The 24,681-nt window shown below is 25.7% G+C and carries 22 protein-coding genes; 20 read left to right on the top strand and 2 right to left on the bottom strand.

The window, feature by feature from the left end; translation table 11 throughout:
• The first annotated feature begins 6 nt into the window (after nt 1–6).
• From mraZ to ligA, 20 genes are all read left to right on the top strand, one after another.
• A complete protein-coding gene (mraZ, locus tag ACIJYB_RS05705; protein ID WP_435150485.1) occupies nt 7–474 on the top strand; it encodes a division/cell wall cluster transcriptional repressor MraZ in 468 nt (155 codons plus the stop codon).
• A gap of 1 nt (nt 475) precedes the next feature.
• A complete protein-coding gene (gene ftsZ / locus ACIJYB_RS05700; protein ID WP_435150483.1) occupies nt 476–1,954 on the top strand; it encodes a cell division protein FtsZ in 1,479 nt (492 codons plus the stop codon).
• Nucleotides 1,955–1,972: 18 nt separating this feature from the next.
• Nucleotides 1,973–2,983, top strand: coding sequence for a 16S rRNA (cytosine(1402)-N(4))-methyltransferase RsmH (gene rsmH, locus ACIJYB_RS05695; RefSeq protein ID WP_435150481.1), 1,011 nt, complete (start codon nt 1,973–1,975; stop codon nt 2,981–2,983).
• The gene (locus ACIJYB_RS05690) at nt 2,980–3,288 is read left to right on the top strand and encodes a cell division protein FtsL (protein ID WP_435150479.1); all 309 of its coding nucleotides are present in this window, start codon (nt 2,980–2,982) and stop codon (nt 3,286–3,288) included. Before rsmH ends, ACIJYB_RS05690 begins: the two co-directional genes overlap by 4 nt.
• Complete coding sequence (locus ACIJYB_RS05685; RefSeq protein ID WP_435150477.1) at nt 3,285–4,967, top strand: peptidoglycan D,D-transpeptidase FtsI family protein; 1,683 nt, start codon at nt 3,285–3,287, stop codon at nt 4,965–4,967. The genes ACIJYB_RS05690 and ACIJYB_RS05685 overlap by 4 nt, the downstream gene beginning before the upstream one ends.
• Before the next feature lie 2 nt (nt 4,968–4,969).
• Entirely contained in the window at nt 4,970–7,813 is a 2,844-nt protein-coding gene (locus tag ACIJYB_RS05680) for a UDP-N-acetylmuramoyl-L-alanyl-D-glutamate--2,6-diaminopimelate ligase (RefSeq protein WP_435150476.1), read from the top strand.
• Nucleotides 7,814–8,899 (top strand): phospho-N-acetylmuramoyl-pentapeptide-transferase, encoded by a 1,086-nt coding sequence (gene mraY, locus ACIJYB_RS05675; protein WP_435150474.1) that lies wholly within the window; start codon nt 7,814–7,816, stop codon nt 8,897–8,899.
• Nucleotides 8,899–9,060: a hypothetical protein gene (locus tag ACIJYB_RS05670; protein ID WP_435150473.1), complete on the top strand. Its 162-nt coding sequence runs from the start codon at nt 8,899–8,901 to the stop codon at nt 9,058–9,060. The genes mraY and ACIJYB_RS05670 overlap by 1 nt, the downstream gene beginning before the upstream one ends.
• Nucleotides 9,033–10,202, top strand: a complete 1,170-nt coding sequence (murD, locus tag ACIJYB_RS05665; RefSeq protein WP_435152551.1) for a UDP-N-acetylmuramoyl-L-alanine--D-glutamate ligase — start codon at nt 9,033–9,035, stop codon at nt 10,200–10,202. The genes ACIJYB_RS05670 and murD overlap by 28 nt, the downstream gene beginning before the upstream one ends.
• The gene (locus tag ACIJYB_RS05660; RefSeq protein WP_435150471.1) at nt 10,189–11,316 is read left to right on the top strand and encodes an FtsW/RodA/SpoVE family cell cycle protein; all 1,128 of its coding nucleotides are present in this window, start codon (nt 10,189–10,191) and stop codon (nt 11,314–11,316) included. Before murD ends, ACIJYB_RS05660 begins: the two co-directional genes overlap by 14 nt.
• Before the next feature lie 2 nt (nt 11,317–11,318).
• Nucleotides 11,319–12,386, top strand: a complete 1,068-nt coding sequence (locus ACIJYB_RS05655) for a UDP-N-acetylglucosamine--N-acetylmuramyl-(pentapeptide) pyrophosphoryl-undecaprenol N-acetylglucosamine transferase (protein ID WP_435150469.1) — start codon at nt 11,319–11,321, stop codon at nt 12,384–12,386.
• Nucleotides 12,376–13,770 (top strand): UDP-N-acetylmuramate--L-alanine ligase, encoded by a 1,395-nt coding sequence (gene murC / locus ACIJYB_RS05650; RefSeq protein WP_435150467.1) that lies wholly within the window; start codon nt 12,376–12,378, stop codon nt 13,768–13,770. Before ACIJYB_RS05655 ends, murC begins: the two co-directional genes overlap by 11 nt.
• Before the next feature lie 85 nt (nt 13,771–13,855).
• On the top strand, nt 13,856–14,674 hold the full coding sequence (gene murB / locus ACIJYB_RS05645; protein WP_435152548.1) for a UDP-N-acetylmuramate dehydrogenase: 819 nt from the start codon (nt 13,856–13,858) through the stop codon (nt 14,672–14,674).
• Between the two features lies 1 nt (nt 14,675).
• Nucleotides 14,676–15,590 carry a D-alanine--D-alanine ligase gene (locus ACIJYB_RS05640; RefSeq protein WP_435150466.1) on the top strand — a complete coding sequence of 305 codons (915 nt, stop codon included), beginning with the start codon at nt 14,676–14,678 and terminating at the stop codon, nt 15,588–15,590.
• Nucleotides 15,571–16,242 carry a cell division protein FtsQ/DivIB gene (locus tag ACIJYB_RS05635; RefSeq protein ID WP_435150465.1) on the top strand — a complete coding sequence of 224 codons (672 nt, stop codon included), beginning with the start codon at nt 15,571–15,573 and terminating at the stop codon, nt 16,240–16,242. The genes ACIJYB_RS05640 and ACIJYB_RS05635 overlap by 20 nt, the downstream gene beginning before the upstream one ends.
• Complete coding sequence (locus tag ACIJYB_RS05630) at nt 16,235–16,540, top strand: hypothetical protein (protein ID WP_435150463.1); 306 nt, start codon at nt 16,235–16,237, stop codon at nt 16,538–16,540. The genes ACIJYB_RS05635 and ACIJYB_RS05630 overlap by 8 nt, the downstream gene beginning before the upstream one ends.
• An 11-nt stretch (nt 16,541–16,551) precedes the next feature.
• Complete coding sequence (locus tag ACIJYB_RS05625; protein ID WP_435150462.1) at nt 16,552–16,938, top strand: hypothetical protein; 387 nt, start codon at nt 16,552–16,554, stop codon at nt 16,936–16,938.
• Between the two features lie 64 nt (nt 16,939–17,002).
• A complete protein-coding gene (gene lpxC / locus ACIJYB_RS05620; RefSeq protein ID WP_435150460.1) occupies nt 17,003–17,926 on the top strand; it encodes a UDP-3-O-acyl-N-acetylglucosamine deacetylase in 924 nt (307 codons plus the stop codon).
• Between the two features lie 45 nt (nt 17,927–17,971).
• Nucleotides 17,972–18,814, top strand: a complete 843-nt coding sequence (locus ACIJYB_RS05615) for an outer membrane protein assembly factor BamD (RefSeq protein ID WP_435150458.1) — start codon at nt 17,972–17,974, stop codon at nt 18,812–18,814.
• Entirely contained in the window at nt 18,807–20,837 is a 2,031-nt protein-coding gene (gene ligA, locus ACIJYB_RS05610; protein WP_435150457.1) for an NAD-dependent DNA ligase LigA, read from the top strand. The genes ACIJYB_RS05615 and ligA overlap by 8 nt, the downstream gene beginning before the upstream one ends.
• Here ligA and ACIJYB_RS05605 read toward each other — a convergent pair.
• Together ACIJYB_RS05605 and ACIJYB_RS05600 are read right to left on the bottom strand one after the other, a co-directional pair.
• Nucleotides 20,820–22,514 (bottom strand): M24 family metallopeptidase, encoded by a 1,695-nt coding sequence (locus ACIJYB_RS05605; protein WP_435150455.1) that lies wholly within the window; start codon nt 22,512–22,514, stop codon nt 20,820–20,822. The two genes, ligA and ACIJYB_RS05605, sit on opposite strands and share 18 nt — an antisense overlap.
• Nucleotides 22,511–24,547: an ATP-dependent helicase gene (locus ACIJYB_RS05600; RefSeq protein WP_435150453.1), complete on the bottom strand. Its 2,037-nt coding sequence runs from the start codon at nt 24,545–24,547 to the stop codon at nt 22,511–22,513. The genes ACIJYB_RS05605 and ACIJYB_RS05600 overlap by 4 nt, the downstream gene beginning before the upstream one ends.
• Nucleotides 24,548–24,681 lie beyond the last annotated feature (134 nt).

Here is a 24,681-nt window from a genome sequence, read left to right as displayed (position 1 = left end):
AAATATATGTTTTTATCTACTTACGAGAACAAATTGGACAAAAAGGGAAGGGTTTCAGTGCCTGCTAGTTTCAGATCACATTTGTCAAATATGGGTTACAATGGAGTTATCTGTTATCCATCTTTTAATAATTCTTCAATAGAAGCATGTTCTCAAGATAGAATTGAAAAAATTTCTTCTGCAATTGATTCTCTAAATCCTTTTGAGGAAAAAAGAGATTATTTTGCAACATCAATATTATCGGAAAGTACAAATTTGCAATTTGATAGCGAAGGTAGAATTTCACTTTCAACAAAATTATTAAAACATGCAAAAATTAAAAACAGCATGTTGTTTGTTGGTCAGGGTCAAACCTTTCAAATATGGGAGCCAACAGCATTTGAGAAATTTAAGACAACTGCAAGAAAAAAAGCAAATTTAAATCGAGCAAGTCTTAAATGGGAAAAACATTTAAACAACAACGAGGGGAAATAAGATGACAATTAACTTTAAAGCACCAGAGATAAAAGAATTACAACCACGACTATTAGTACTAGGAGTAGGTGGAGCAGGTGGAAATGCAATTAATGAAATGATAGAAAATAATCTACAAGGGGTAGAATTTATTGCTGTCAACACTGATGCACAAGATTTAAAGTTAAGCAAAGCAAAAGCAAGAATTCAAATAGGACTAAATTTAACAAAAGGTTTAGGAGCTGGTGCAAAACTTGATATTGGCCAAGCAGCTGCTGACGAGTCTTTAAATGAAATAGTAAATACACTTCAAGGTGCAAATATGGTTTTTATTGCAGCTGGTATGGGTGGTGGAACGGGCACTGGTGCTGCCCATGTCATCGCAAGAGCTGCTAAAGAATTAAATATCTTAACTGTCGGCGTTGTAACTCTTCCATTTTTATATGAAGGCCCCTCTAGAATGAGAAGAGCACAACAAGGTTTGGAGGAATTAAGAAAACATGTGGATACGATTATTGTCATTCCAAATCAAAACTTGTTTAAAATTGCAAATGAACAAACGACTTTTGAAGAGTCTTTTAATCTTTCAAATAATGTATTAATGCATGGTGTTCAAAGCATAACCGATCTAATGGTAAGACCAGGTTTAATTAATCTTGATTTTGCAGATGTTGAAACAGTTATGGCATCAATGGGCAAAGCAATGATGGGAACAGGTGAGGCAGAGGGTGAAGGAAGAGCTATTAAGGCTGCAGAGATGGCAGTTAGTAATCCATTAATTGATGACTATACTTTAAAAGGAGCCAAAGGATTATTAATTAATATTACTGGTGGTAAAGATCTGAAACTTTTTGAAGTTGATGAAGCTGTAAACAAAGTTAGAGCTGAAGTTGATCCTGAGGCAGAGTTAATCATAGGAGCAATTACTGACTCAGAACTTGATGGCAAAATGAGAGTTTCAATAGTTGCTACATCTTTGGATGGACAACAGCCTGAAACAAAATCTGTAATAAATATGGTTCACCGTATTCAAAACAGAAATCCAGGATACTCAGATTTCACAAATATGGGATCATCTGCTTCTTTTAACTTCTCTAATTCAATCTCAAATCCAGTTACTCATGGCGCAAATGCACTAAAGCTTGAGAATGAAATTGTTCAAGAACAAGATGAAGGACATTTAAATTCGAATGTAACAAATGAACAAGCATTGCATTCTAGCACTCTTGAAACTGAAAGTATTGTTGAAGATAGTTCTATAAATGAAATGGAGAAATCATTCACTCAAGAAGCCATAGAAACAGATCAAGAAGAAATATTAGAACAAAGTATTGAAGAAGATGTTTCTAATGATCTGAAAGAGTTTGGTGTTGACTCAGAAGCACCAGATTTATTCAGTTCAGAAACTGATAATTCAAGCACTGAAGGTTTATTGTCCTCAAGTGAAGAAGAAGAGGATGATCTTGAGATACCAGCATTCCTAAGAAGACAAAAAAATTAATGGTCTTTAAAAGAATAAATGGACGCCACCATAGTACCAAAAATGCAAAAGCATTATCCGGTACTGCTAAAAGAAATTATTAGCATTATTACCCCTCAATATGGTGGCACATTTATTGACTGTACTTTTGGTCAAGGTGGATATTCAAAAAAAATTCTTGATTTTAATGATACAAAAGTAATTGCTTTAGATCGAGATATAGAGAGTGAAAAAATTGCTAGCCAAGTAAAAGAAAAGTTTGATGATAGATTTTTATTCAAAAATTTAAAATTTAGTCAATTAACTAATCTAAAACTCAAAAATGAAGATATAAAAAGTGTAATTTTTGATCTTGGATATTCTTATACCCAAATAAAAGATCCCAAAAAAGGTTTGTCTTTTGAGTCAAGTGGAAATTTGAATATGAAGATGGGTTTAAATAATTTTTCAGCTGAAGATGCAATAAATAAATTAGATGAAAAAGAATTAGACAAAGTATTTAAATTTTTTGGAGAAGAAAAAGAAAGCAAATTTATTGCAAGAAGTATTATTAAAGAAAGATTAAAGAATAAAATAGACACTCAAACTCTTGTTAAAATCATAGAAAAGACAAAAAGAAAAAAAAATTTTAAAGTACATAGTGCCACTAAAGTTTTTCAGGCTTTAAGAATTTTGGTTAATAAGGAGATTAGTGAGTTAATTTATGGACTTATTAATGCAGCCAAAGTTTTAAAAAAAGACGGATTGTTAGTTGTTGTTACTTTTCATTCATTAGAAGATAAGATTGTAAAATATTTTTTTAAAAGCCTTTCTGAAAAAAAAAGCATATCTAGATATGTTCCAGTCATGGAACAAGCTGAAACTTTGTTTGAATTAATTGAAAAAAAGGCAATTATTCCCTCTAAAAAAGAAATAAAGGAGAATTTACCTTCGCGCTCTGCAAAACTTAGATATGTAAAAAAGAAAACTGATTTTTATGATTTTGAAACTGATATTTTAGACCAATTTAAAAATTTAATTGAAATAGAAAATTATGGGGACAAACTTTGAAAAAGGTTGGTCTAATATTTGTTATATTTTTGTTAATTCTATCAACAGCAATTATTAAAAATTCAGCAAAAAAAAATGAAGATGAAATATTTACAGTAAAGGAAAATTTAAGAATTTTAAGCTCTGAATTTGAAAAAATAAAATTGGAACATGATTATCTAAGTTCTTCAGAAAAATTGCTAGAATTTCAATCTCAATTTTTTGAAGATGATTTGGTTCAAAAAAATATTGCAAATATAAAAGTTTTTAATTTTAAAAATAAGGACAAAAAAATTCAAGATTTGAAGATAACAAAAGAAAAATGAAACAAACTAGATCAAAAATAATTATTGAAGACTATAAAAATAATTTTATTTATAAAAAAAATGAAACAAACTTGAACATCCAATTTAATAGAGTAGCTTTTATTTTTTTTATTTTTTTTATTATCTACCTTATTTACACTATCCACTTAATTCATTTAGGTACACGTTCATCTAAAGTAGATAAAACTGAAAATATTCCAGTTGTCATTGATAAACTTTATAGAGCAGATATTTTGGATATTAATGGAAATTATTTAGCAAAAACTGTTAGATCAATTGATATAGGTATAAAAACTTCTGATGTAATTGATAAGAAAAAACTTTTACTAAGTTTGAAGATCATTTTTCCAGATAAAGATTTCAGTAAAATTGAAAAAAAACTAAATAAAAAAAAATATTTTTATTTAGAGAAGAAAATTTCAGAAGAGAATTATGAAAAGATAATGAAGCTTGGAGACAAATCAATAAAACCTGAGGAAAAGGTTTTAAGAATGTACCCTCAAAAAAATCTTTTTAGTCATATTATTGGTCAAATAGACGATGATAATAATGGAATTTCAGGCCTTGAAAAATCTTTTAATGAAATTTTAAGAAAATCAAAAAAAGATATAAAATTAACAGTTGATAAAGATGTACAGTTTTTAATACGAAAAGAATTAATCAAATATCAGGAAATTTTTAAAAGCAAAGGTAGTGCAGCTATATTAATGAATATAAATAATGGACATATACTTTCACTTATTTCATTGCCAGATTTTAATCCAAATGAAAGACAAAATTTAACTGATGTCAATTTCATTAATAGAGTTACCAAAGGAACTTACGAGCTAGGTTCAGTTTTCAAACCTTTTACATTTGCAAGTGCATTAAATGAAAATTTAATAAAACCAGAAACTGAGTTTTTAGATTTACCTAAATCTATTAGCTGTGACAAACATAGGATTGGAGAGTATGATAATGAAATTCCAACTGATTTAACAGCTGAAGAGATTATAATTAGATCAGGAAATATTGGTTCTGTCAGAATAGGTCAAAAAATTGGATCTAATAAACATAAGTCTTTTTTAGAAAAAATAGGTGTGTTGAGTCAAATTAACTTTGATATTGATGAAGTGGCTCCACAAAAAAACTATAATTTTGGAAAATGTAAATTAGCAACAGTCTCATTTGGTCATGGAGTTGCAACCACAGTTCTCCAGCTAGCAAAAGGTTATGCGGTAATATCAAATGGTGGTTATGATGTTAAACCAACATTAATTGATAAAAATGATAAAAAAAGTAAAAGATTGCTTAATAAGGGAGTTTCAGAACAAGTCGTTACAGTTTTAAGAAAAATAGTTAATACAGAAGAAGGCACTGCAAAATTTGCAAATGTTGCAAACTATGAAATTGGCGGCAAAACAGGAACTGCAGACCAGCCAAAAGATGGATTTTATTCTGAAGCAAAAATAAACACTTTTGCCTCAATATTTCCAACATCAAATCCACAATTTGTATTCATTGTAATGTTGGACACACCACAAAAAGCAAAAGATTATTATTATAAATATAGACATCGAAAAGGTGGTTGGAAGGGAACTTTATATAATACAGCAGGATGGACTTCGGTCGAGGTAGCAGGAAAAATAATGGATAAAATTGGGCCTATTTTAGCCACAAAATATCTAGAAATTAATTAATTATGTTCCTTGGTGATTATTTTCAAAATATTAAAGCTACCTATAAAAAATTTTTTTTTTCAGGAATTTCCTTTGATAGCGCTCAAGTAAAAAAAAATTATATTTTTTTTGCAATTAAAGGAAATAAAGTCGATGGTAATAATTTTATACCATCTGCAATTTCTAATGGTGCAAAAATAATCATTACTGAAAAAAAAATTAAAGGGTTAAAAAACGGTATTTTATTTATTCAATCAAATAATATAAGAAAATTATTAGCCGAAATATGTTTTAAAATTAATAAAAAAATTCCTGATAATATTATTGCAGTTACAGGAACTAATGGAAAATCATCTGTTGCAGATTTCTATTATCAAATATTAGATTTAAACAAAAAAAAAGTTGCCTCAATTGGAACTTTAGGAATTAAATCAAAAAAATTTAAAAAAGATTTATCAAATACTACAATAGATCCAATTCAATTGAGTATAATTTTAAGTAATCTAAAAAAGCAAAATATCAATAATGTTATTATGGAAGCTTCCAGTCATGGCTTAAGCCAAAATAGGTTGGATGGGCTATCTTTTAATACAGGAATATTTACAAATTTATCCCAAGATCATATGGATTATCACAATAATATTAAAGATTACTTAAAGGCTAAACTCTATTTATTTGAAAAATTAATTAAAAAAAATGGAAATATAATAACTGACGAAAAAATATCAGAATATAATCAGATAAAAAAAATAGCATCAAAAAAGAATTTAAATTTTTTTTCATTATTAGATGAAAAAAATAATTTTAAATTTCTATCTCATCAATTTGAAGGTGAGTCTCAATTATTAAGAATAAAATACAATAATTCTACATACAAAATTAAACTAAATTTAATAGGAAAAGTTCAATTAAAAAATATTTTAATGGCAACACTTGCAGCAATAAAAAGTAATATTAGTATTAAAGACATTCTTAAGGTTATACCAAGAATTAAATCTGTAAATGGAAGGTTTGAAAAAATTGGTAAAATTAAAAATAATTCTAAAGTAATTTTAGATTATGCGCATACACCTGATGCTTTAAAAACTTGTCTAAAAAATTTAAAAGAGCAATTTCCAGATCACAAAGTTTCTTTGGTGTTTGGGTGTGGGGGTAATAGAGATCAGAATAAAAGAGCTAAAATGGGTAAAATTGCAGACCTTTATTCTGATAAAATCTATCTTACAGATGATAATCCAAGATCGGAGCAACCAAGCAAAATCAGAAAAGACATTAAAAAAGGGATAAAAAAGCAAAAAGTTTTTGAGTTCACAAGTAGAGCAAGAGCAATTTCAAAAGCAATAGACAATTTAAATATAGGAGAAATTTTACTAGTAGCTGGCAAAGGTCACGAAACAGTTCAGGAAATTGGTGAGAAAAAAATCTTTTTTTCAGATAAAAAAATTATTCTCAATGCAATAAAAATAAAAAATATAACTTTATCAAATAATTTGAAAGCAAATATAATTAATGAGCTTTCTGGTGAAAAAAAAATATCTCCAGCAGTTTCCTTAAAGTATGCAAGAATTAATTCTAAAGAAATAAAAAAAAATGATATTTTTTTTGCAATTAAAGGAAAAAAAAATAATGGCAATAAATTTGTAAGTGAGGCTTTTAATAAAAAAGCATCAGTTGCAATAGTAAATACAATTAATAAAAATAATAGTAGAAAAAATCAAGTAAGGGTAAATGATACTTTAAAATTTTTAACAAAAATCTCAAAAATTTACAGGCAAAATATAGATACCAAAATCATAGCTATTACAGGTAGTTGTGGAAAAACAACTTTAAAAGAATTATTAGGAAATTCATTAAAACAACTTTCAAAAGTAAGTATTTCTCCTAAGTCATATAATAATAAATATGGTGTTCCTTTAAGTCTATTTAACTTAAATTCAAAAGATAATTATGGAGTTTTAGAAATTGGAATGGATAAAAAAGGGGAAATTGATCATCTTTCTAAAATTGTTCAACCTGATGTGAGCGTAATTACGAATATTAGTTACGCGCATGTTAAGAATTTTAAAAGTATTAGCCAAATTGCATTAGCAAAAGCAGAAATAATTAAGAATACAAAAGATGATGGTTTTATAATTCTAAATGCAGACGATAATTTTTTTAATATGCATAAAAAAATAGCTATTAAAAAAAACTTAAAAATTTTATCATTTGGAATTAGAAACAAAAATTCAAATATAAAACTTATCAATATTAAAAAAGAGGCTAAAAAATATAAAGCAACTATTAAAGTAAATAACATTAAAACCCATTTTTCATTAAAAAATGATTTTCAAAATAATATCTTAAATATTCTGTCTGCTCTGACAGTAATGAGTATCTATTTAGATATTTCCAAAATTGATAAAAATATTTTTTATAATTTTAAAACACCAGATGGTAGAGGAGATATTTCCAAAATTAGACTCAAGAATAAACTCTTAAATTTGATAGACGAAAGTTATAATTCAAATCCATTATCGCTTAAATCAGCTATTCTCAACTTTGATAAAATTAAATCAAATAAATCAAAAAAATATTTATTATTAGGTGATATGTTAGAACTTGGGAAATACTCCAAAAAACTTCATGAATCTATTGGTAGAATAATTAATAGAACAAAGATCGATAAAGTCTTTGTTAAGGGACATAAAATTTTATTTACTTACAATTCAATTACAAAATTAAAAAGAGGCGGAATATTAAATAATAATTCTGAGATTATTAATTTGATTAAAAATGATTTAAATAATAATGATTATCTTATGGTAAAGGCTTCAAATGCCACAGGATTCAATATGATGATAAATAGTATGAAAGGTTTAAAATAAATGCTTTATCATTTTTTATTAAATTTTGTAGATACTTTTGGTTTTTTAAATGTATTTAAATATATAACTTTTAGAACAGGATTATCTTTATTTACTTCACTCATTATTGTTTTGTTAATAGGTGGACCTTTTATTAATTTTTTTTCTAATAGAAAAATTGTTAATCCTATTCGCAATGATGGTCCAGAAGACCATATAATCAAAAAAATTGGTACTCCAACTATGGGAGGAGCAATTATCTTATTTGGACTGTTAGTTTCAGTTCTATGTTGGGGGGACCTATCTAATATAAGTGTTTTATTTTGCGTTTATATTACAATTTCATTTGGTTTACTTGGTGCATTTGATGATTATAAAAAAATACAACACGATAATTCGTCAGGGATTTCATCTAAATTTAAAATATTATCACAAATTATTTTAGCAATTTCAGGAATTAGTTTTTTTATATATTTTGTAGATTATCAAGAAATTACTAATTTATATTTCCCTTTTTTTAAAAACTTAATAATTAATCTCGGTTGGTTTTTTATTCCTTTCTCAGTATTTGTAATAGTTGGGTCATCTAATGCGGTAAATTTAACAGACGGATTAGATGGATTGGCTACTGTGCCTGTAATTCTAGTTGCAGGTTGTTTTGCATTTATAAGTTATGTAACTGGAAATATAGTTTTTTCTGACTATTTGCAGATACCTTACATTGAAGGTACGGGTGAAGTCTCAATTTTTTGTGGTGCTATAATTGGATCCTGTTTAGGTTTTTTATGGTTTAATGCGCCACCAGCAAAAATTTTTATGGGTGACACAGGTTCACTAGCACTTGGCGGTTCTTTGGGAGCTGTAGGTATAATAACAAAACATGAAATCGTATTAGCGATAACAGGTGGACTATTTGTTCTTGAGGCTATTTCAGTAATCGTTCAAGTTATTTCTTTCAAACTAACTGGAAAAAGAATTTTTAGAATGGCACCTATACACCATCATTTTGAAAAAAAAGGTTGGCCAGAGTCAACTGTTGTAATTAGGTTTTGGATTATTTCTATTATTTTAGCAATGATAGGTCTAGCCACTTTAAAACTAAGGTAATGACAAAAAGTAAAAATATTTTTTTAGGAAAAAAAATATTAATTTATGGACTTGGTAAAAGTGGTATTTCTTCTTATAAATTTTTAAACAACAAAGCCAAAGTTTATTTGTTTGATGATAATTTAAAAAAAAAATCAAGTGTAAATCAAATCAAAAACTAAAAGATATAAAAGAAGTATCTGAAATAAAATTTGATAAAATTATTATTAGTCCAGGCATAGATATTTCTAACTGTAGATTAGCTAACATCTTAAAAAAAAACCTCTCTAAAATTTTTACTGACCTGGACGTTTTTTACTCATTTTATAAAAATAAAAGTATTGCTATTACAGGAACTAACGGAAAATCAACTTCTGCACAAATTTTACATGAAGTTTTGATGGATCAAAAATATAACTCAAGATTAATTGGTAATATTGGCAATCCTGTTTTATCTGAGAAACAAATTACTAAAAAAACTGTATTTGTTATTGAGGCATCATCCTATCAATTAGATTACAGTAAAATATTTACTTCAAAATATGCACTAATACTTAATATTAGTCCTGACCATTTAGAAAGACACAAAAATTTAAAAAACTATGTTAATGCTAAATTCAAATTATTAAATTCTCAAACAAATAAATCTATTGCATTAGTAAAAGAAAATGATCCATTAATAAGTAAAGTTATTAAGAAAGGTAAATTTAAACAAAAAATTATCAAAGTAGACACCTTAAAAAATGATAAAATTTTTAATCAATTAAAAAATCAATATTTTTTATCTTTTGGAAATAAAGAAAATCTTTCTTTTATTTTGAAAATTTCAAAAATATTAAAATTAGATAATAAAAAATTATTTAGAACTTTAAATAATTTTAAAGGGTTAAAGTACCGGCAACAAATAATTTTTGAAAAAAAAAATTTAACTATAATAAACGACTCAAAGTCAACTAGCTTTGCATCTTCAGAAAATTTGCTTAAAAGTTTTAATAAAGTTTATTGGATTTTAGGTGGTATTCCTAAAAAGAATGATAAATTTAAATTAACGAAAAAAAATTGTGAAAATTTTAAGGCTTTTATATTTGGTAATAATTATAAAGAATTCAAAAAGCATTTAAAAAATAAAATGTTTGTTACAAACTTTGTAAACTTAAAAGATGTATTGAAAAAAATATTATTAGCTATTGAAAAAGAAAAACTACAAAAAAATATAATATTTTTTAGCCCAGCTGGTGCATCATTTGATAGTTTTAAAAATTTTGAAGATAGAGGTCTTTATTTTAATAAACTAGTTAAAAAAATAATTAATGATAAACGATAACTTTTTATATAAATTTTATTATCAATGGTGGAAAAATATAGATAAATCAATTTTCTTTCTTATAACTCTTTTATTTGCGATTGGGTTATTTTTTTCTCTAGTCTCGACTTCATTAATTGCCTCAGATAAATTAGATACAAACAGTTATTTCTTTTTTTTTAAACACTTAATTTATATTTGTATTGGAATATTTATTATTTTTGTTTTTTCTTCAATTAGTACTGACCAATTATTCAAATATTCGATAATTCTTTTTTTTGTTTCATTAACTTCATTATTTTTGGTTCCAATAATTGGTGCTGAAGTTAAGGGGTCAAAAAGATGGATAGATTTATTTTTTTTACCAAGATTTCAACCAATTGAAATACTAAAACCATTTTTAATTATAATATTAGCTACCATTCTTTGTAACAAAAATATTTCCAATCTCTATTTTAAATATTTAATATCAATCTTTATAGTCTCTATAGTTTCTTTACTTTTAATTATACAACCAGATATCGGTCAAACTTTGCTAGTGATATTTTCTTGGGCTATTTTAATTTTTACCTCAGGTATTAATATTTTTTTTCTTTTAGGTTTTTCTTTGTTTGCATTAAGTTTTTTGATTTACTTGATCATTTATATTCCCAGGTTTGACTATATTCAAAGCAGAATACTTTCTTTTTTTGATAGAGATGCTGGTACTCATAATTTTCAATCTGAAAAAGCAATTGAGTCAATTACTAGTGGTGGTTTTTTTGGAAAGGGAATTGGAGAAGGTGTATTAAAAAATAGAGTTCCAGAAGCACATACTGATTACATTATATCGGTAATTTCAGAGGAGTTTGGTGTTGTTGCCATAATATTAATATTATTATTGTTTTTAGTATTTATTTATATGGTTTTTAAAAAAATTAATTTTGAAAAAAGTGAAAAAATAAAATTAGTCTTAATTGGCTGTATTAGCTTAATTTTAATGCAGGCTACAATTCATATAGGAGTAAATATTAGATTATTTCCAACTACAGGAATGACATTACCATTTTTAAGTTATGGTGGCTCCTCAATTGTAAGTGTTTCAATATTATCAGGAATAATTTTAAATTTGACTAAGAGAAAAATAAATTATTAGAAATGAAAAAAAAAATTTTAATTTCTACAGGTGGATCTGGTGGACATGTAATGCCAGCAATTACGATTTATGATCATTTAAAAAGTCATTATGAGGTTATGATTTCTACTGATCTGAGAGGTTTTAAATATTTAGATAGCGAAAAATATAAAACTTTTTTAATTGATACTCCTAGGTTAAATAGATTAATCTTAATGCCATTTTCAATTTTTGTTGTATTTTTTTTAACTTTAAAATCTTTATTTTTGTTTAAAAGAGAAAAAATTAATATGTTGATTTCTACAGGGGGCTACATGTCTTTACCACTTTGCTTAGCTGCTAAAATATTAAAAATTAAAATTTTGTTATTAGAACCTAATATGATTATTGGAAGAGCAAATAAGCTTTTCTTAAATTTTTGTGAAAAGATAATATGTTATGATAGTAATATTATTAATTTCCCAAAAAAATTTGTAAATAAGTTGATTGTACTTTCTCCACTTTTAAGGAAAAAATATTATGAAAAAAACAATAATTTAAAGAAAGATAAAAAATTTACTGTAATTGTTATAGGCGGAAGTCAAGGGGCGAAAATATTTGATGAATTATTGCATCAGACCTTTATAAAAATTTCAAAAATAAGACCACTAAAAATAATTCATCAAACAAATGAAACAAATATTAATTTTCTTAAAAAACTTTATTTAACAAATGAGATTGAAAATATTGTTTTTAAATTTGATCAAAATTTAGATAAATTATTAAATCAAGCAGATTTATGTATAACAAGAGCTGGTGCATCTAGTTTAGCTGAAATTGCAAGTTTTAATATACCTTTCATAGCCATTCCTTTGCCCACTTCCAAAGATGACCATCAGCTTCAAAATGCTAAATATTATGAAAAAAAAAATTGTTGCTGGATAATTGATCAAACTAATTTTGACCAACTTAAATTTGAAAACTTAATGTTGGATATTTTAAAAGATGATGATGATTTTATAATGAAAAAAAATAATCTAGAAAATTTAAATTATGAAAATACATGGAATAATGTTAATCAAAATTTACTAAAAATAATAAATGAAAATTAAATTAGCTAAATCTGAAATAATTCACTTTGTTGGTATTGGTGGCATAGGCATGAGTGGCTTGTCTTTGATAATGAAAGGCAAAGGCTTTAAAGTTCAGGGTAGTGATATTTCTAGCAATAAAAATATTGAAAGATTAAAAAAAGAAAAAATTAAGATTTCAATTGGCCACAAAAAGCAAAATATAAATAAAGCAACTATTGTAGTTGTTTCATCTGCAATAAAAAAAAATAATCCAGAATTAATTGAAGCTAAAAAAAAACAGTTACCAGTTTATAAAAGAGGGGAAATGTTGGCACATATAGTGTCTTTAACTAAAAATATTGTAGTTGTAGGTTCACACGGTAAAACGACCACAACTTCATTAATAGCTTCAATTTTTCAAGAGACCAAAATAGATCCAACTATAATTAATGGTGGCGTGATTAACTCTATAAATAATTCAGCAAAATTAGGTAAAAGTGATTGGTCTATTTTGGAAGCAGATGAGTCTGATGGTAGCTTTGTTTATATCCCTCCAACCTATTCAATAATTACAAATATAGATAGAGAACATATGGATTTTTATAGTTCCATGAAAGAGCTTAATGAATATTTTATTAAATTTGTAAATAAAGTTCCATCTTTTGGAAAATCTTTTATTTGTTTAGATGATAACAACAATAAAAGTTTAATTAAAAATTTAAAAAATAAGAATTTTTACACTTATGGTTTAGACCCAAAATCAAATTTTTGTATTAAAAATATAAAACAATTTCGAGAATATTCAGAATTTGATTTAAAAATAATTCTACCAAATAAAAAAAATAAATTAATTAAGAAAATTAGAATACCCTTATTGGGTCTTCATAATATCAGAAATTCCGTTGCAGCTGCAGCATTATCAATAACTGTTGGGTTGACAGTATCAAACATTAAGAAAGGCTTAAAAAATTTTAAAGGAGTACAAAGACGATTTAATAAAATTTTTACATATAATGAGGTAGATTTTTTTGATGATTATGCACACCATCCCACAGAAATAAAAGTTGTTCTTGATGGGGTAAATAATGTTTACAATAATTATGAAAAAATATGTATATTTCAGCCTCATAGAATTTCAAGATTAAAAGATTTAAAAAAAGAATTTACTCATGCTTTTAGAGGTGCAGATAAGGTAATCCTGTTTCCAATTTATACTGCTGGAGAAAAAATTAAATTAGGATTTAGTTATTTAAATTTTGCAAAAGAATTAATTAAGAACTCAAAAGTAAAGTTATTTTTAGTAGATGATAAATATCAGTTAGCAAAATACATTAAAAATAACATTTATGGAAAAAAAATAGTTATTGGAATGGGTGCAGGTACCATATCAGCATGGATGAGAGAGCTACCTAAATTATTATAATGAATATTAATCTCGAAGAATTATCGTCAGAATTTAACAACAATGTAAAATTTGACTATGATTTAAAAAAAAAAATTGGTTTAATATAGGTGGCAAAACCAAAATTTTTTATAAAGCTGATAATTTAAAAGAGCTAATCAAATTCTTAAAAAAAATTGAAAACAAGGTGAAAATTTTTGTTCTGTCTGGTGGATCAAATACTTTAATCACTGACAGTACTTATGACGGTGTAGTAATTAAGCTTTCAAATAACTTTAGCAATATGTCACTTCTATCTGAAGATATAATTATAGCGGGAAGTGCAGTTGGAGACAAAACACTTTCAGAATATGCTATGAGTAATAGTTTGGGTGGATTTGAATTTCTCTCATGTATACCAGGGACAGTAGGTGGAGGAATAAAGATGAACGCCGGTTGCTTTGGAAGAGAGTTTAAAGATATCTTAATATCAATCCAAGCAATCAACAAGTCAGGACAAGTTATTACAATACCAGCTAAAGAAATTAAATTTAAATATAGAGACAGTGGGTTGTCTGATGATTTAATTTTTTTAAGCGCTTCTTTTAAAGGTTTTAAAAAGAATTCAGATTTAATTCAAAAAGAGATGAAAGAATTAAAAGAAAAAAAAGAAAAAGCCCAACCAACAAGAATTAAAACAAGTGGTAGCACTTTTAAAAATCCAATAGGACAGTCAGATAAAAAGGTTTGGCAATTGATAAAAGAGTCAGTTTCTATTGAGAAATCTTTTGGTGATGCTTGTATTTCAGAAAAGCATTGTAATTTTTTTGTAAATAAAGGAAATGCTGAGTTCAAAGATATGAAAAAATTGATAGAATTTGTTTCTAAAAAGGTTTTAAAAAAAACTGGTATAAGGTTAGAAACAGAAATTAAAATTTTAGAATAGATTGAAAAAAAAAATACTCATAATTTCAGGAGGAATCTCAAAGGAAAGATTAATAAGTCTTGATACCGGCTTGCAAGTTGCAAAAGAATTAAAAAAAAATGGCTATAAGGTAAAAATTTCAGAACCAGACAATCAACTTGCTAGAAGTATTAATCAGTTTAAACCAAATATTATTTTTAATGCTTTGCACGGACAATTTGGTGAAGACGGATACATACAAACAATTCTTGAAGGATTTAAAATTCCATACACACACTCCGGTACAGTGGCTTCAGCTTTGGCAATGGATAAAGAAATTTCAAAGAAAATTTTTATTAAAAATAAAATTTCTACACCAAAATTTATTAAATATTCATATGATAAAAAAAATTTAGATTTAATAAAAACAATTGAAAAAAAATTAAAATTTCCAGTAGTATTAAAACCAATTAATGAAGGCTCAAGCGTGAATGTTTTCATTTGTACTAAAAAAAATATTTCAAAATTTTTGAAATTATTGGAAAATTACAAACAAATAATTATTGAAGAATTTATTGCCGGAAGAGAAATTCAAGTTGCAATTATGGGACATAAAAAACTAGGTGCAATTGAACTTAAACCTAAAAGAAAGTTTTATGATTATCGGGCTAAATATGATGTTAAAGCAAAAACTGAACATATTATTCCAGTAGAATTATCTAAAAATAAACTTGATGAAGTAATGAACATGGCTCTCAAAGCACATAAAGTTATTGGTTGCAAAGGTGTAACAAGATCAGATTTTAAATTTTATAATAATAAGTTTTATTTATTAGAAATTAATACCCAACCAGGAATGACAAGATTGTCTCTTGTTCCAGAGATAGCAAGATACAAAGGAATAACTTTTATAAAATTAATTGAGTGGATTTTAAAAGATGCATCAACGAAAAAGTAAAAAGATTTTAATATATTTTTTTTTACTTTTCTTAGTGGGCTCAATTAACAATATTAATATTAACAATCTAAAATTTCAAAGTGTTAAAAATATTAATGTTACTGGACTTGAGAACGAGGATAATTCAATTATATCAAAAAAAATAAAAAATTTAAAATTAGACAATATTTATTTAATTAATAAAAAAGATCTTAACACTCTAATAGAGTCTAACAATTTGGTGGAAAAATATTTTATTTTCAAAAAATACCCGTCCTCACTAAATATAAATATTGATAAGACAAGTTTTTTAGCAAGAATTAGTAAAAATGGAAAAATTTATGATTTAGGTTCAAATGGAAAACTTATCGAAAATAAGTATTCTAATAATCAATTACCTTTTGTGTTTGGAAATCCTGAAATTATCGAATTCTTTAATATTAAAAAAATCATAGATGAGTCCGAAATATCTTTTGAAGAAATAGAAAGTTTATATTTTTTTTTATCTAAAAGATGGGATTTAGAATTAAGAAATAATATAATTATAAAATTACCTAATGATAATATTAAAGAAAGTTTAAAATTAGCATCAGAGTTTTTGCATAATAATGAATTTAAAGATATTAAAATAATTGATGCAAGAATTAAAAATCAAATTATTTTAAATGATTGAAGAGCCAGATTTTGAAACATTTCTCTATATTTCTGAAAACCAATATACAATATTTGTTGATGATAAAAAAAATTCAAAAAATTTATACAAACAAGAATTTAAAATTGACGATAAAATCAATCCAGATGATTTAAGTTATTTACCAAAATTTCTTGATGAAAATATTTATAGAATAGAAAAATTAGTAGGTAACTTTATTAAAGATATTACTCTAATAATTGAAAATGATAAAATTTTAAATACTGACATAGGAATAAAAAAAAAGATTCCGAACAACTCCAAAATCAAGATAATATAAAAAATTATTTAATGGAGGTTAAAGACTCATTTAAAGAAAACTATCAAGATCAAGTTATTATGCATATGCTAATTAATGATTCTGATGAAAATAGTATAAAAAATTTATCAAACAATTCTGATACTAATGAAGGATATTTATATTTGTCAGTGAAATTTATATCTATTTCAAACAACCTAACTTCTGTATTTGAAAAGTTGTTAGAAAAACATCAAATTCAAGTCAATCAATATATGTCAAGAGAATATATACAGAGTTTTTTTGGTTCTGATATTAGCGAACTATCAATTATGGCTAGTAAATTAAAAAATGGCTTAAATAAAAATGAAATAACATTAGTTTCAAAAAATACTGAAAATAAGGGATTTTTTGAAAAATTTTTTCAATTATTTAGTTAGTATTGTTTTTTCCAGTAATATTTGTTGTTTTTAATATTGGTCAAAAACAAATTAAAAGTCCTGTGTGTCTTATTTAACTCAAAAAACAATTAAAAGTAATGTCTCATTTAATGGTGTAGCGCTGCACAGTGGATTAAATGTAAATATTTGTATTAAACCAGCTTCACCAAATTTTGGTATTGTTTTTAAAAGAATTGATCACAAAATAAATAACTTGATCTACCCAAATTTTATGCATGTCACAAATACATCATTAAATACAACTATTGAAAACGAATTTGGTATTAAAGTTTCAACTATAGAACATTTGATGGGAGCATTGTTTGGGCTTGGTATTGATAATGCATTAATAGAGATTGATAATGAGGAAGTTCCAATTTTAGATGGTTCTGCAAAAGAATTTATAGAAAAAATCATAAATACTGGAGTAACTGTAAGTGACGCTCCAATTAAGATTATCAAGATTAATAGAGAAATAAAATATACAGATGGTGATAGATTTATTTCGATACAACCTTCTACTTTAAGTTTAGAAATAGATTTTGAACTTAAATATAAAAACCAGATTATTGGAAATCAAAGAAACAAAGTTAAAGTTTTTGAAGATGATTTAACCGATGTTTATAATTCAAGAACATTTTGCTTATTCGAGGATATTGAAATAATTAAAAAGAATGGACTTGCTAAAGGTGGTAGTTTAGAAAATGCGATTGTGGTTAAAGATGACCAAATATTAAATGAGGAAGGTTTAAGAAATAATAAAGAATTCGTTAATCACAAAATATTAGATTGCATTGGAGATTTATATACTTCTGGATATAGAATTATAGCTGGCATTAAATGCTCTCAGGGAGGACATTTTTTAACTAATCAATTATTAAGAAAAGTCTTTCAAAATAAAGAAAATTTTTCAATTTTAGAAATTAAAGAAAAAAATCTACCCCATACACTTATAAACAAAAATATTTTACGCTCTATCGCTTCATAACAAAGACAACTTCCAAAGTGTCCTTTAAATAAGTATAAATCTTATATGAAAATTAATAAATTTTTATTATCCTTTTTTTTCATATTAATACTTGTGTCTTGCTCAAAAGAAGAGGCCAGAAAATCAGTCATAAAAGAAAAAAGTTTAGATCTTCAAGTTTTAGAGACATATGAAGAGGGAATGAATTATTTAGAGGAGGGGGACGCTCTTTATGCTGCTTCAAAATTTAATGAAGCTGAGCTTTTATTCCCACAATCTGAATGGGCCCCAAAATCTGCTTTGATGGCAGCATATGCATATTATTCACAAGATTATCTAAAAGATGCGATAGCAGAGCTAGATAGATTTTTAAAAGTTTATCCAAAACATAAAAATTTAGATTATGTTTATTATTTAATAGCTATTTCGTATTATGAACAGATTGTTGATGAAAAGAAAGATTTACAATCAATAATAAAAGCAAAACAATATTTTGAAATTGTCATAAGAGACTATCAAAAAACTAGTTATGCATTGGACGCAGAATTCAAAATAGATCTGATCAATGATATTTTAGCTGCTAAAGAAATGTATATTGGTCGTTATTATTTTGAAAAAAAGAAATGGATATCAGCAATAAATAGATTTCAAACAATTATTAATGATTATGAAACAACCATATATGCCGAAGAAGCATTACACAGATTGGTAGAAGTTCACTATATAATTGGTTTAAAAGATGAAGCAAAAAAATATGCTAAATTACTCGGATATAATTATCAATCATCAGAATGGTATGAAAATTCTTATAGTTTATTTGATAAAAAATATAAGCGTATAAAGAAAAATAAGATTAAAAATAAGAGTACTTTAAAAAAAATTAAATCATTATTTGAATTTAATGAATAAAAAAGAAATTCAAAAAGATTATAATAAAAAAATTAAATTATTTAACGATTATAGTAAATATTATTATGATAATAGTTCACCAATTGTTTCAGACAAAGAATTTGATGAACTCAAGCATAATATTTTACTGCTTGAAAAAAAATATAATTTTTTAAATTCAAAAAAATCCCCCAGCCAAATAGTTGGTTACAAGCCTTCCAAAAATTTTAACAAATTAAGACATAGAATTCCTATGCTTTCTTTGTCAAATGCTTTTGATGAGAAAGATTTATTAAATTTTGAGAAAAAAATATTAAATTTTATATCTAAGGAAGAAGATTATAAGATTACATACAGTGCAGAACCAAAGATAGATGGCATTTCAGCTTCCTTGATTTATCAAGATGGTAAATTTATAAAGGGGTTATCCAGAGGCGATGGTAATGAAGGCGAGGATATAACTAATAATCTTGCAACCATTAAAGATATTCCAAAAAAAATAATAAGTAAAAATTTCCCTAAAGAAATAGATATCAGAGGAGAAGTTTTTATCCAAAATAGTGATTTTAAAAGTTTAAATAAAAAATTTGCAAATCCAAGAAATGCAGCATCTGGTTCATTAAGACAAAAAGATCCAGAAGAAACAAGAAAAATACCCCTTAAATTTATTGCATACACACATGGATATGAAAAAGGTTTAAATGTAAAAAATCAATTTGATTATTTAAAACAATTAAATGAATGGGGCTTTAAAACAAATTCTTTAAATAGTTTAATCATTGGAGTTAAAAATTTATTAATAAATTATGAAAAGATTGAAAAAAAAAGAACAGAATTAAATTTTGATATAGATGGCATTGTTTATAAAGTTAATGATTTTAATCTTCAAAAAAGACTTGGATATATTGCAAATGCCCCAAGATGGGCAATAGCTCATAAATTCTCTTCAAATAAAGCAGTTTCTGAAATATTAAATATTGATATTCAAATTGGAAGAACTGGTGCGTTAACACCAGTAGCAAAAATAAAGCCTGTAAATATAGGTGGAGTAGTTGTTTCAAATGCAACTTTACATAATGAAGATGAAATTAATAGAAAAGACGTGAGAATTGGTGATATTGCAAATATAGAACGAGCTGGTGATGTTATACCACATATTTTGTCTGTCGATAAAAGTAAAAGAAATAACAAAAGTTCTAAATTTATATTTCCCAAAAAATGTCCTTCATGTGGATCTGAAACAGTGAAAGAATTCAATACAATAACAAAAAAAAATGACGCTGTAAGAAGATGTACTAGTGAAGGCTACATGTGTGAAAAAATAGCTATAGAGAGATTAAAACATTTTGTATCGAAAGATGCTTTTAATATTGAAGGTTTTGGAAAAAAAATTGTAGAAAATTTTTGGAAACTCAAATTGTTAAAATTTCCGCAAGATATTTTTAAATTAGATTTTAAAAAAATAGAAAATCTTGAAGGTTGGGGACATCAATCAATGCAGAATTTAAAATATTCAATTAATCAAAAAAAAAATATTTCTCTAGATAAGTTAATATACTCATTGGGTATAAGACATATTGGATTAGAAAATGCAAAAATTTTATCAAAATATTTTAAGTCATTTTCAAAATTTAAGAGTTTATCAAAAGATAAAAATTTTAATGATCTATTAAATATTGATGGGATCGGAGAAACTCAGCTAAATTCAATTAAATTTTTTTTTAATAATAAAGATAATATGAACATCTTAAATGAATTAGAAAAAATCTTAGTTATTAAAGATGCTAAAATTCAGGATCCAAGTGGTTTGTTAAAAGATAAAACATTCATGTTAACAGGAAAACTAAATGGTATCAGTAGGGCAGAAGCAAAATCTTTAATAGAGGAAAATTCTGGAACATCTGTAAGCAGTATAACAAAAAAATTAAACTATTTAATTATTGGAGAAAAGCCGACGAGAAAAAAAGTTGATATGGCTAAAGAACTTAACATTTCTATATTAGATCAAAAACAATTTTTAAAAATGCTAAATAAAACTGGCTAACCATTTTCTTTCTTTTACATTTAGAAATTTTGAAATTTTTGAATAAACATATAAATGATATTTAAAGAGATAGTTTTTTTCAAGCTTAGTAAGAAGATTAAAATTGATTAATTCTTTCTCTAGCGGTGCAAGAGTTAAGTTTTCAAAAAAAATTTTGTTTTTAACTTTATTCACATAAACTAAATTCTCTATTCTAATACCAAATTTTCCTTTTTTGTAATAACCTGGTTCATTACTTAAAATCATACCTTCTTTAATTTTAATGTTATTTAATTTTGAAATAGACTGTGGACCTTCATGGACATTTAGAAAAAAACCTACACCATGGCCAGTGCCATGAGCATAATTTAAATTACTTTTATTTAAGTATTTTCTGGCTCTTTTATCTATTTTTTTTCCAATGTTATCTTTAAGTAAATTTGTAGTGGCTACAGCGATATGTCCTTTTAAAACTTTAGTGTAAATATTTTTAATATTTTGTTTTGGCTCTGAAAAACAGAGTGTTCTAGTAACATCTGTTGTTCCATATTTATACTGTCCTCCAGAGTCACACAAAAAAATATCATTTTTCTTAATAAATTTACAATTTTCTTTCTTGGCTCTGTAGTGAACAATCGCTCCATTTGCTCCAGACCCGGCAATGGTATCAAAACTTGGATACAAATAATTCCTATTTTTTTTTCTAAATTGTTCTAATTTTATTTGAGCATCTACTTCAGTGATGTTTTTTTTATTAATATTTTTAATCCAATAAATAAATTTTGTTAGAGCAACACCATCTAGAATATGGGAGTTAATCATATTTTTGACTTCAGTTTTATTTTTTATTGCTTTTAAAAGATATGTTGGGTCTTCTCTACTTATTATATCAAATTTGGATTTAATAATATTTTCATAGAAAACAGAACATGATTTATTATCAATTATAAAATTTTTTCCATTTATTAACAAAATTTTTTTTTGTAGGTCGTTTATATTAATCAATTGGTTTTTATTGATTATTTTTTTCTTAATTAATATTTTTGCTTTTTTAGGTTCTGTTATTAAAAAAATTTTTTTCGACTTATTTATTATTAATCTACAGTTAGGTATTGGACTATTAGGTACATCATTTCCTCTAATATTTAAAATCCATGCCACATTTTCAGGGGCTGTTATAAATAAATTATCAGCTCTTTTTTTCTTTAAGTAATTAACAATCTTATTAATTTTTGATATTTTATTTTCTCCAACTATTTCATCTTTAAGAGAAAAAAAAGGAGCATCATTACTAATTTTATCGATTTTAATCTCGTCTATTAAATTATTAGATATAAATTTTACCTGGTTTTGTCTTAAAAAATATTTTTTAATTTGCTCAGAGGTAAAAAGTTTTGGATCAAGTCCTAATTTCAAATTATTAAATAACTTACAATTAATTATTTTTTCATAGCTAAAAATTTGAAAATTTTTTCCAGACTCTATCTCACTTTGAATTGTATATCTGCCATCTGTAAATAAATAGTTTTTATTTTTTAAAATTATAGCTAATCCAGCTGATCCACTAAAATTTGAGATTATTTTTAATCTATTTATTTTTGAATATTCAGTAAAGTAATCGTTATTTTTAGGTATGACATAACCATCAATACCATATTTTTTGAATTTTTTTTTTAAACTATTTATTCTTTTTTTCATTTAATTCTTTTTTGATATCTTATCCATCCAGGACTTCTTGTTCCTTCTTCAATTTCAAGGTCTTGATTAAAATCAAAATCTTGACCATCATCAATTTCATCATCAAAAAAAGAATTTTTTTCTAAATATTTTTCTGACAATTCCTCAATAAATCTTGAAGCCATACTATCGATCCAATCACCTTGATAAAACCTGTTCATAGAGAAAGAAATTATTGCTTTTTTTTTAGCTCTTGTAATTCCAACGTAAGCAAGTCGTCGTTCCTCTTCAAGACCATTTTGCCCTTTTTCCTCAATTGATTTTTGATGAGGAAACAATCCTTCTTCCCAACCAGGAAGAAAAACAACATCAAATTCTAGTCCTTTGGCAGCATGCATAGTCATCATATTAATCTTTTCTCCATCCCAATCTTGGTCAATTGAAGTTGCAAGAGACACATGTTCTAAAAAACTTTCTAAATTATCAAATTCTTTCATTGCACTTATTAATTCTTTAATATTTTCTAATCTATTTTCATTATCTAAATCTTTTTTGTTTTTTAACATAGCTGAGTATCCAGACTCATCTAAAACAGTCTGTAGTAGTTTTACGTGATTAATCTTTTTAATATTAATATCATTTCTCCATTTATTTAATGTATTGAGAAAAAAATTAAGACCCATTTTTGTTTTTGGTTTTATCAAATTTTGGTCAATCATTTTTTTTGCAGCTGATTCTAAACTCAAATTATTTTTCTTGCCAAATTCATGAATAGTTTTCAAAGTGGTATCTCCAATCGATCTTTTAGGATTATTGACTATTCTTTCAAAAGCCAAATCATCTTTTTCTTGATGGATTAATCTTAAATATGCAACACAATCTTTAATTTCTGCTCTTTCATAAAATTTTGTACCTCCTAAAATTCTATAAGGCATACCAATTTTGAGAAATCTTTCCTCAAATTCTCTTGTTTGAAATATTGCTCTTACTAAAATAGCCATTTCATTAAATGAATATTTTTTTTTTAATTTTTTTTCAATTTCATCAGAAATACCTATCGCTTCATCTTTACCGTTCTTAAAACAGTTTAACTTAACCAAATCTCCCTCTTCCATTTCACTTATAAGAGTCTTGCCCACTCTATTTTGATTATTTGCAATTAGATTTGACGCAACAGATAAAATATTTTGAGAGGATCTATAATTTTGTTCAAGTCTTATGACTTTTGTGTTTTTATAAACTTGATCAAATTCTAAAAAGTTTTTAATCTCAGCACCTCGCCAACTATAAATAGATTGATCATCATCGCCCACACAACATAAATTTTTTGTTTTTTCTGATAATAAATTTAACCATTTGCTTTGAATAAAATTAGTATCCTGATATTCATCAACCAAAATATATTTGAAGTTGGTAGAGTAAATTTGTCTTATATCCGGATAGTTTTCTAAAATTTTTACAGCATGTAAAATTAGATCTCCAAAATCACATGAATTTAAATCTATTAATTTTTGTTGATAAATTTTGTATAGAGGTAAAATAGTTTTTTCATAAACATCCTTGTTATTTATCATAACCTCTGAAGGGTAGTATCCTTTATTTTTCCAGCGATCAATTATTGCCAATATAAACCTCGGTGCTAATTGTTTAATGTCAATATTTTCACTTTTACAAATATTCTTGATAAGTCTTGTTTGGTCGTCTGTATCTATAATTGTAAAGTTTGAATTAAGTTTAGCTGCAGTTGCATGTTTTCTTAAAATTTTTGCACAAATGGAGTGAAATGTGCCAAGCCAAGATAATCCGGTTGCTGCAGATCCGAGCATTTTACTTACTCTAGTTTGCATTTCTTTTGCAGCTTTATTGGTAAATGTTACTGAGAGAATTTGATTAGGAAATGCTTTTTTTTCCTTAATTATATGTGCAATTCTTGATGTTAAAACTTTTGTTTTTCCAGACCCAGCGCCCGCAACAATCAATAAAGGTCCCTCTAAATATAATACAGCTTCTTTTTGGGCTTTATTTAAGTTATTTAGATAATCTGAGTTTATCATTTAAAATAATTCTTTATAAGCTTTAATCACATGTTGAGCAAATTTAAACATAATTTTAAGATCTTTAAAAAGATAGATCATATTAAAAATAGTCTATTAAAAAAAAAATTAAACAAATTAAATAATTTATTAAA

This window comes from Candidatus Pelagibacter bacterium nBUS_44 (assembly GCF_051200895.1).
Taxonomy (GTDB): Bacteria; Pseudomonadota; Alphaproteobacteria; order Pelagibacterales; family Pelagibacteraceae; genus Pelagibacter.
Note: the sequence above shows the minus strand (reverse complement) of the source record. Positions and strands in the feature narration are given on the sequence as shown.

Bases quoted from the DNA above. Each gene is read 5' to 3' on its own strand.
- mraZ (WP_435150485.1), top strand. From the start codon at position 7: ATGTTTTTATCTACTTACGAGAACAAATTGGACAAAAAGGGAAGGGTT.
- ftsZ (WP_435150483.1), top strand. From the start codon at position 476: ATGACAATTAACTTTAAAGCACCAGAGATAAAAGAATTACAACCACGA.
- rsmH (WP_435150481.1), top strand. From the start codon at position 1,973: ATGGACGCCACCATAGTACCAAAAATGCAAAAGCATTATCCGGTACTG.
- ACIJYB_RS05685 (WP_435150477.1), top strand. From the start codon at position 3,285: ATGAAACAAACTAGATCAAAAATAATTATTGAAGACTATAAAAATAAT.
- ACIJYB_RS05680 (WP_435150476.1), top strand. From the start codon at position 4,970: ATGTTCCTTGGTGATTATTTTCAAAATATTAAAGCTACCTATAAAAAA.
- mraY (WP_435150474.1), top strand. From the start codon at position 7,814: ATGCTTTATCATTTTTTATTAAATTTTGTAGATACTTTTGGTTTTTTA.
- ACIJYB_RS05670 (WP_435150473.1), top strand. From the start codon at position 8,899: ATGACAAAAAGTAAAAATATTTTTTTAGGAAAAAAAATATTAATTTAT.
- ACIJYB_RS05660 (WP_435150471.1), top strand. From the start codon at position 10,189: ATGATAAACGATAACTTTTTATATAAATTTTATTATCAATGGTGGAAA.
- ACIJYB_RS05655 (WP_435150469.1), top strand. From the start codon at position 11,319: ATGAAAAAAAAAATTTTAATTTCTACAGGTGGATCTGGTGGACATGTA.
- murC (WP_435150467.1), top strand. From the start codon at position 12,376: ATGAAAATTAAATTAGCTAAATCTGAAATAATTCACTTTGTTGGTATT.
- ACIJYB_RS05635 (WP_435150465.1), top strand. From the start codon at position 15,571: ATGCATCAACGAAAAAGTAAAAAGATTTTAATATATTTTTTTTTACTT.
- ACIJYB_RS05630 (WP_435150463.1), top strand. From the start codon at position 16,235: ATGATTGAAGAGCCAGATTTTGAAACATTTCTCTATATTTCTGAAAAC.
- ACIJYB_RS05625 (WP_435150462.1), top strand. From the start codon at position 16,552: ATGGAGGTTAAAGACTCATTTAAAGAAAACTATCAAGATCAAGTTATT.
- ACIJYB_RS05615 (WP_435150458.1), top strand. From the start codon at position 17,972: ATGAAAATTAATAAATTTTTATTATCCTTTTTTTTCATATTAATACTT.
- ligA (WP_435150457.1), top strand. From the start codon at position 18,807: ATGAATAAAAAAGAAATTCAAAAAGATTATAATAAAAAAATTAAATTA.
- ACIJYB_RS05605 (WP_435150455.1), bottom strand. From the start codon at position 22,514: ATGAAAAAAAGAATAAATAGTTTAAAAAAAAAATTCAAAAAATATGGT.
- ACIJYB_RS05600 (WP_435150453.1), bottom strand. From the start codon at position 24,547: ATGATAAACTCAGATTATCTAAATAACTTAAATAAAGCCCAAAAAGAA.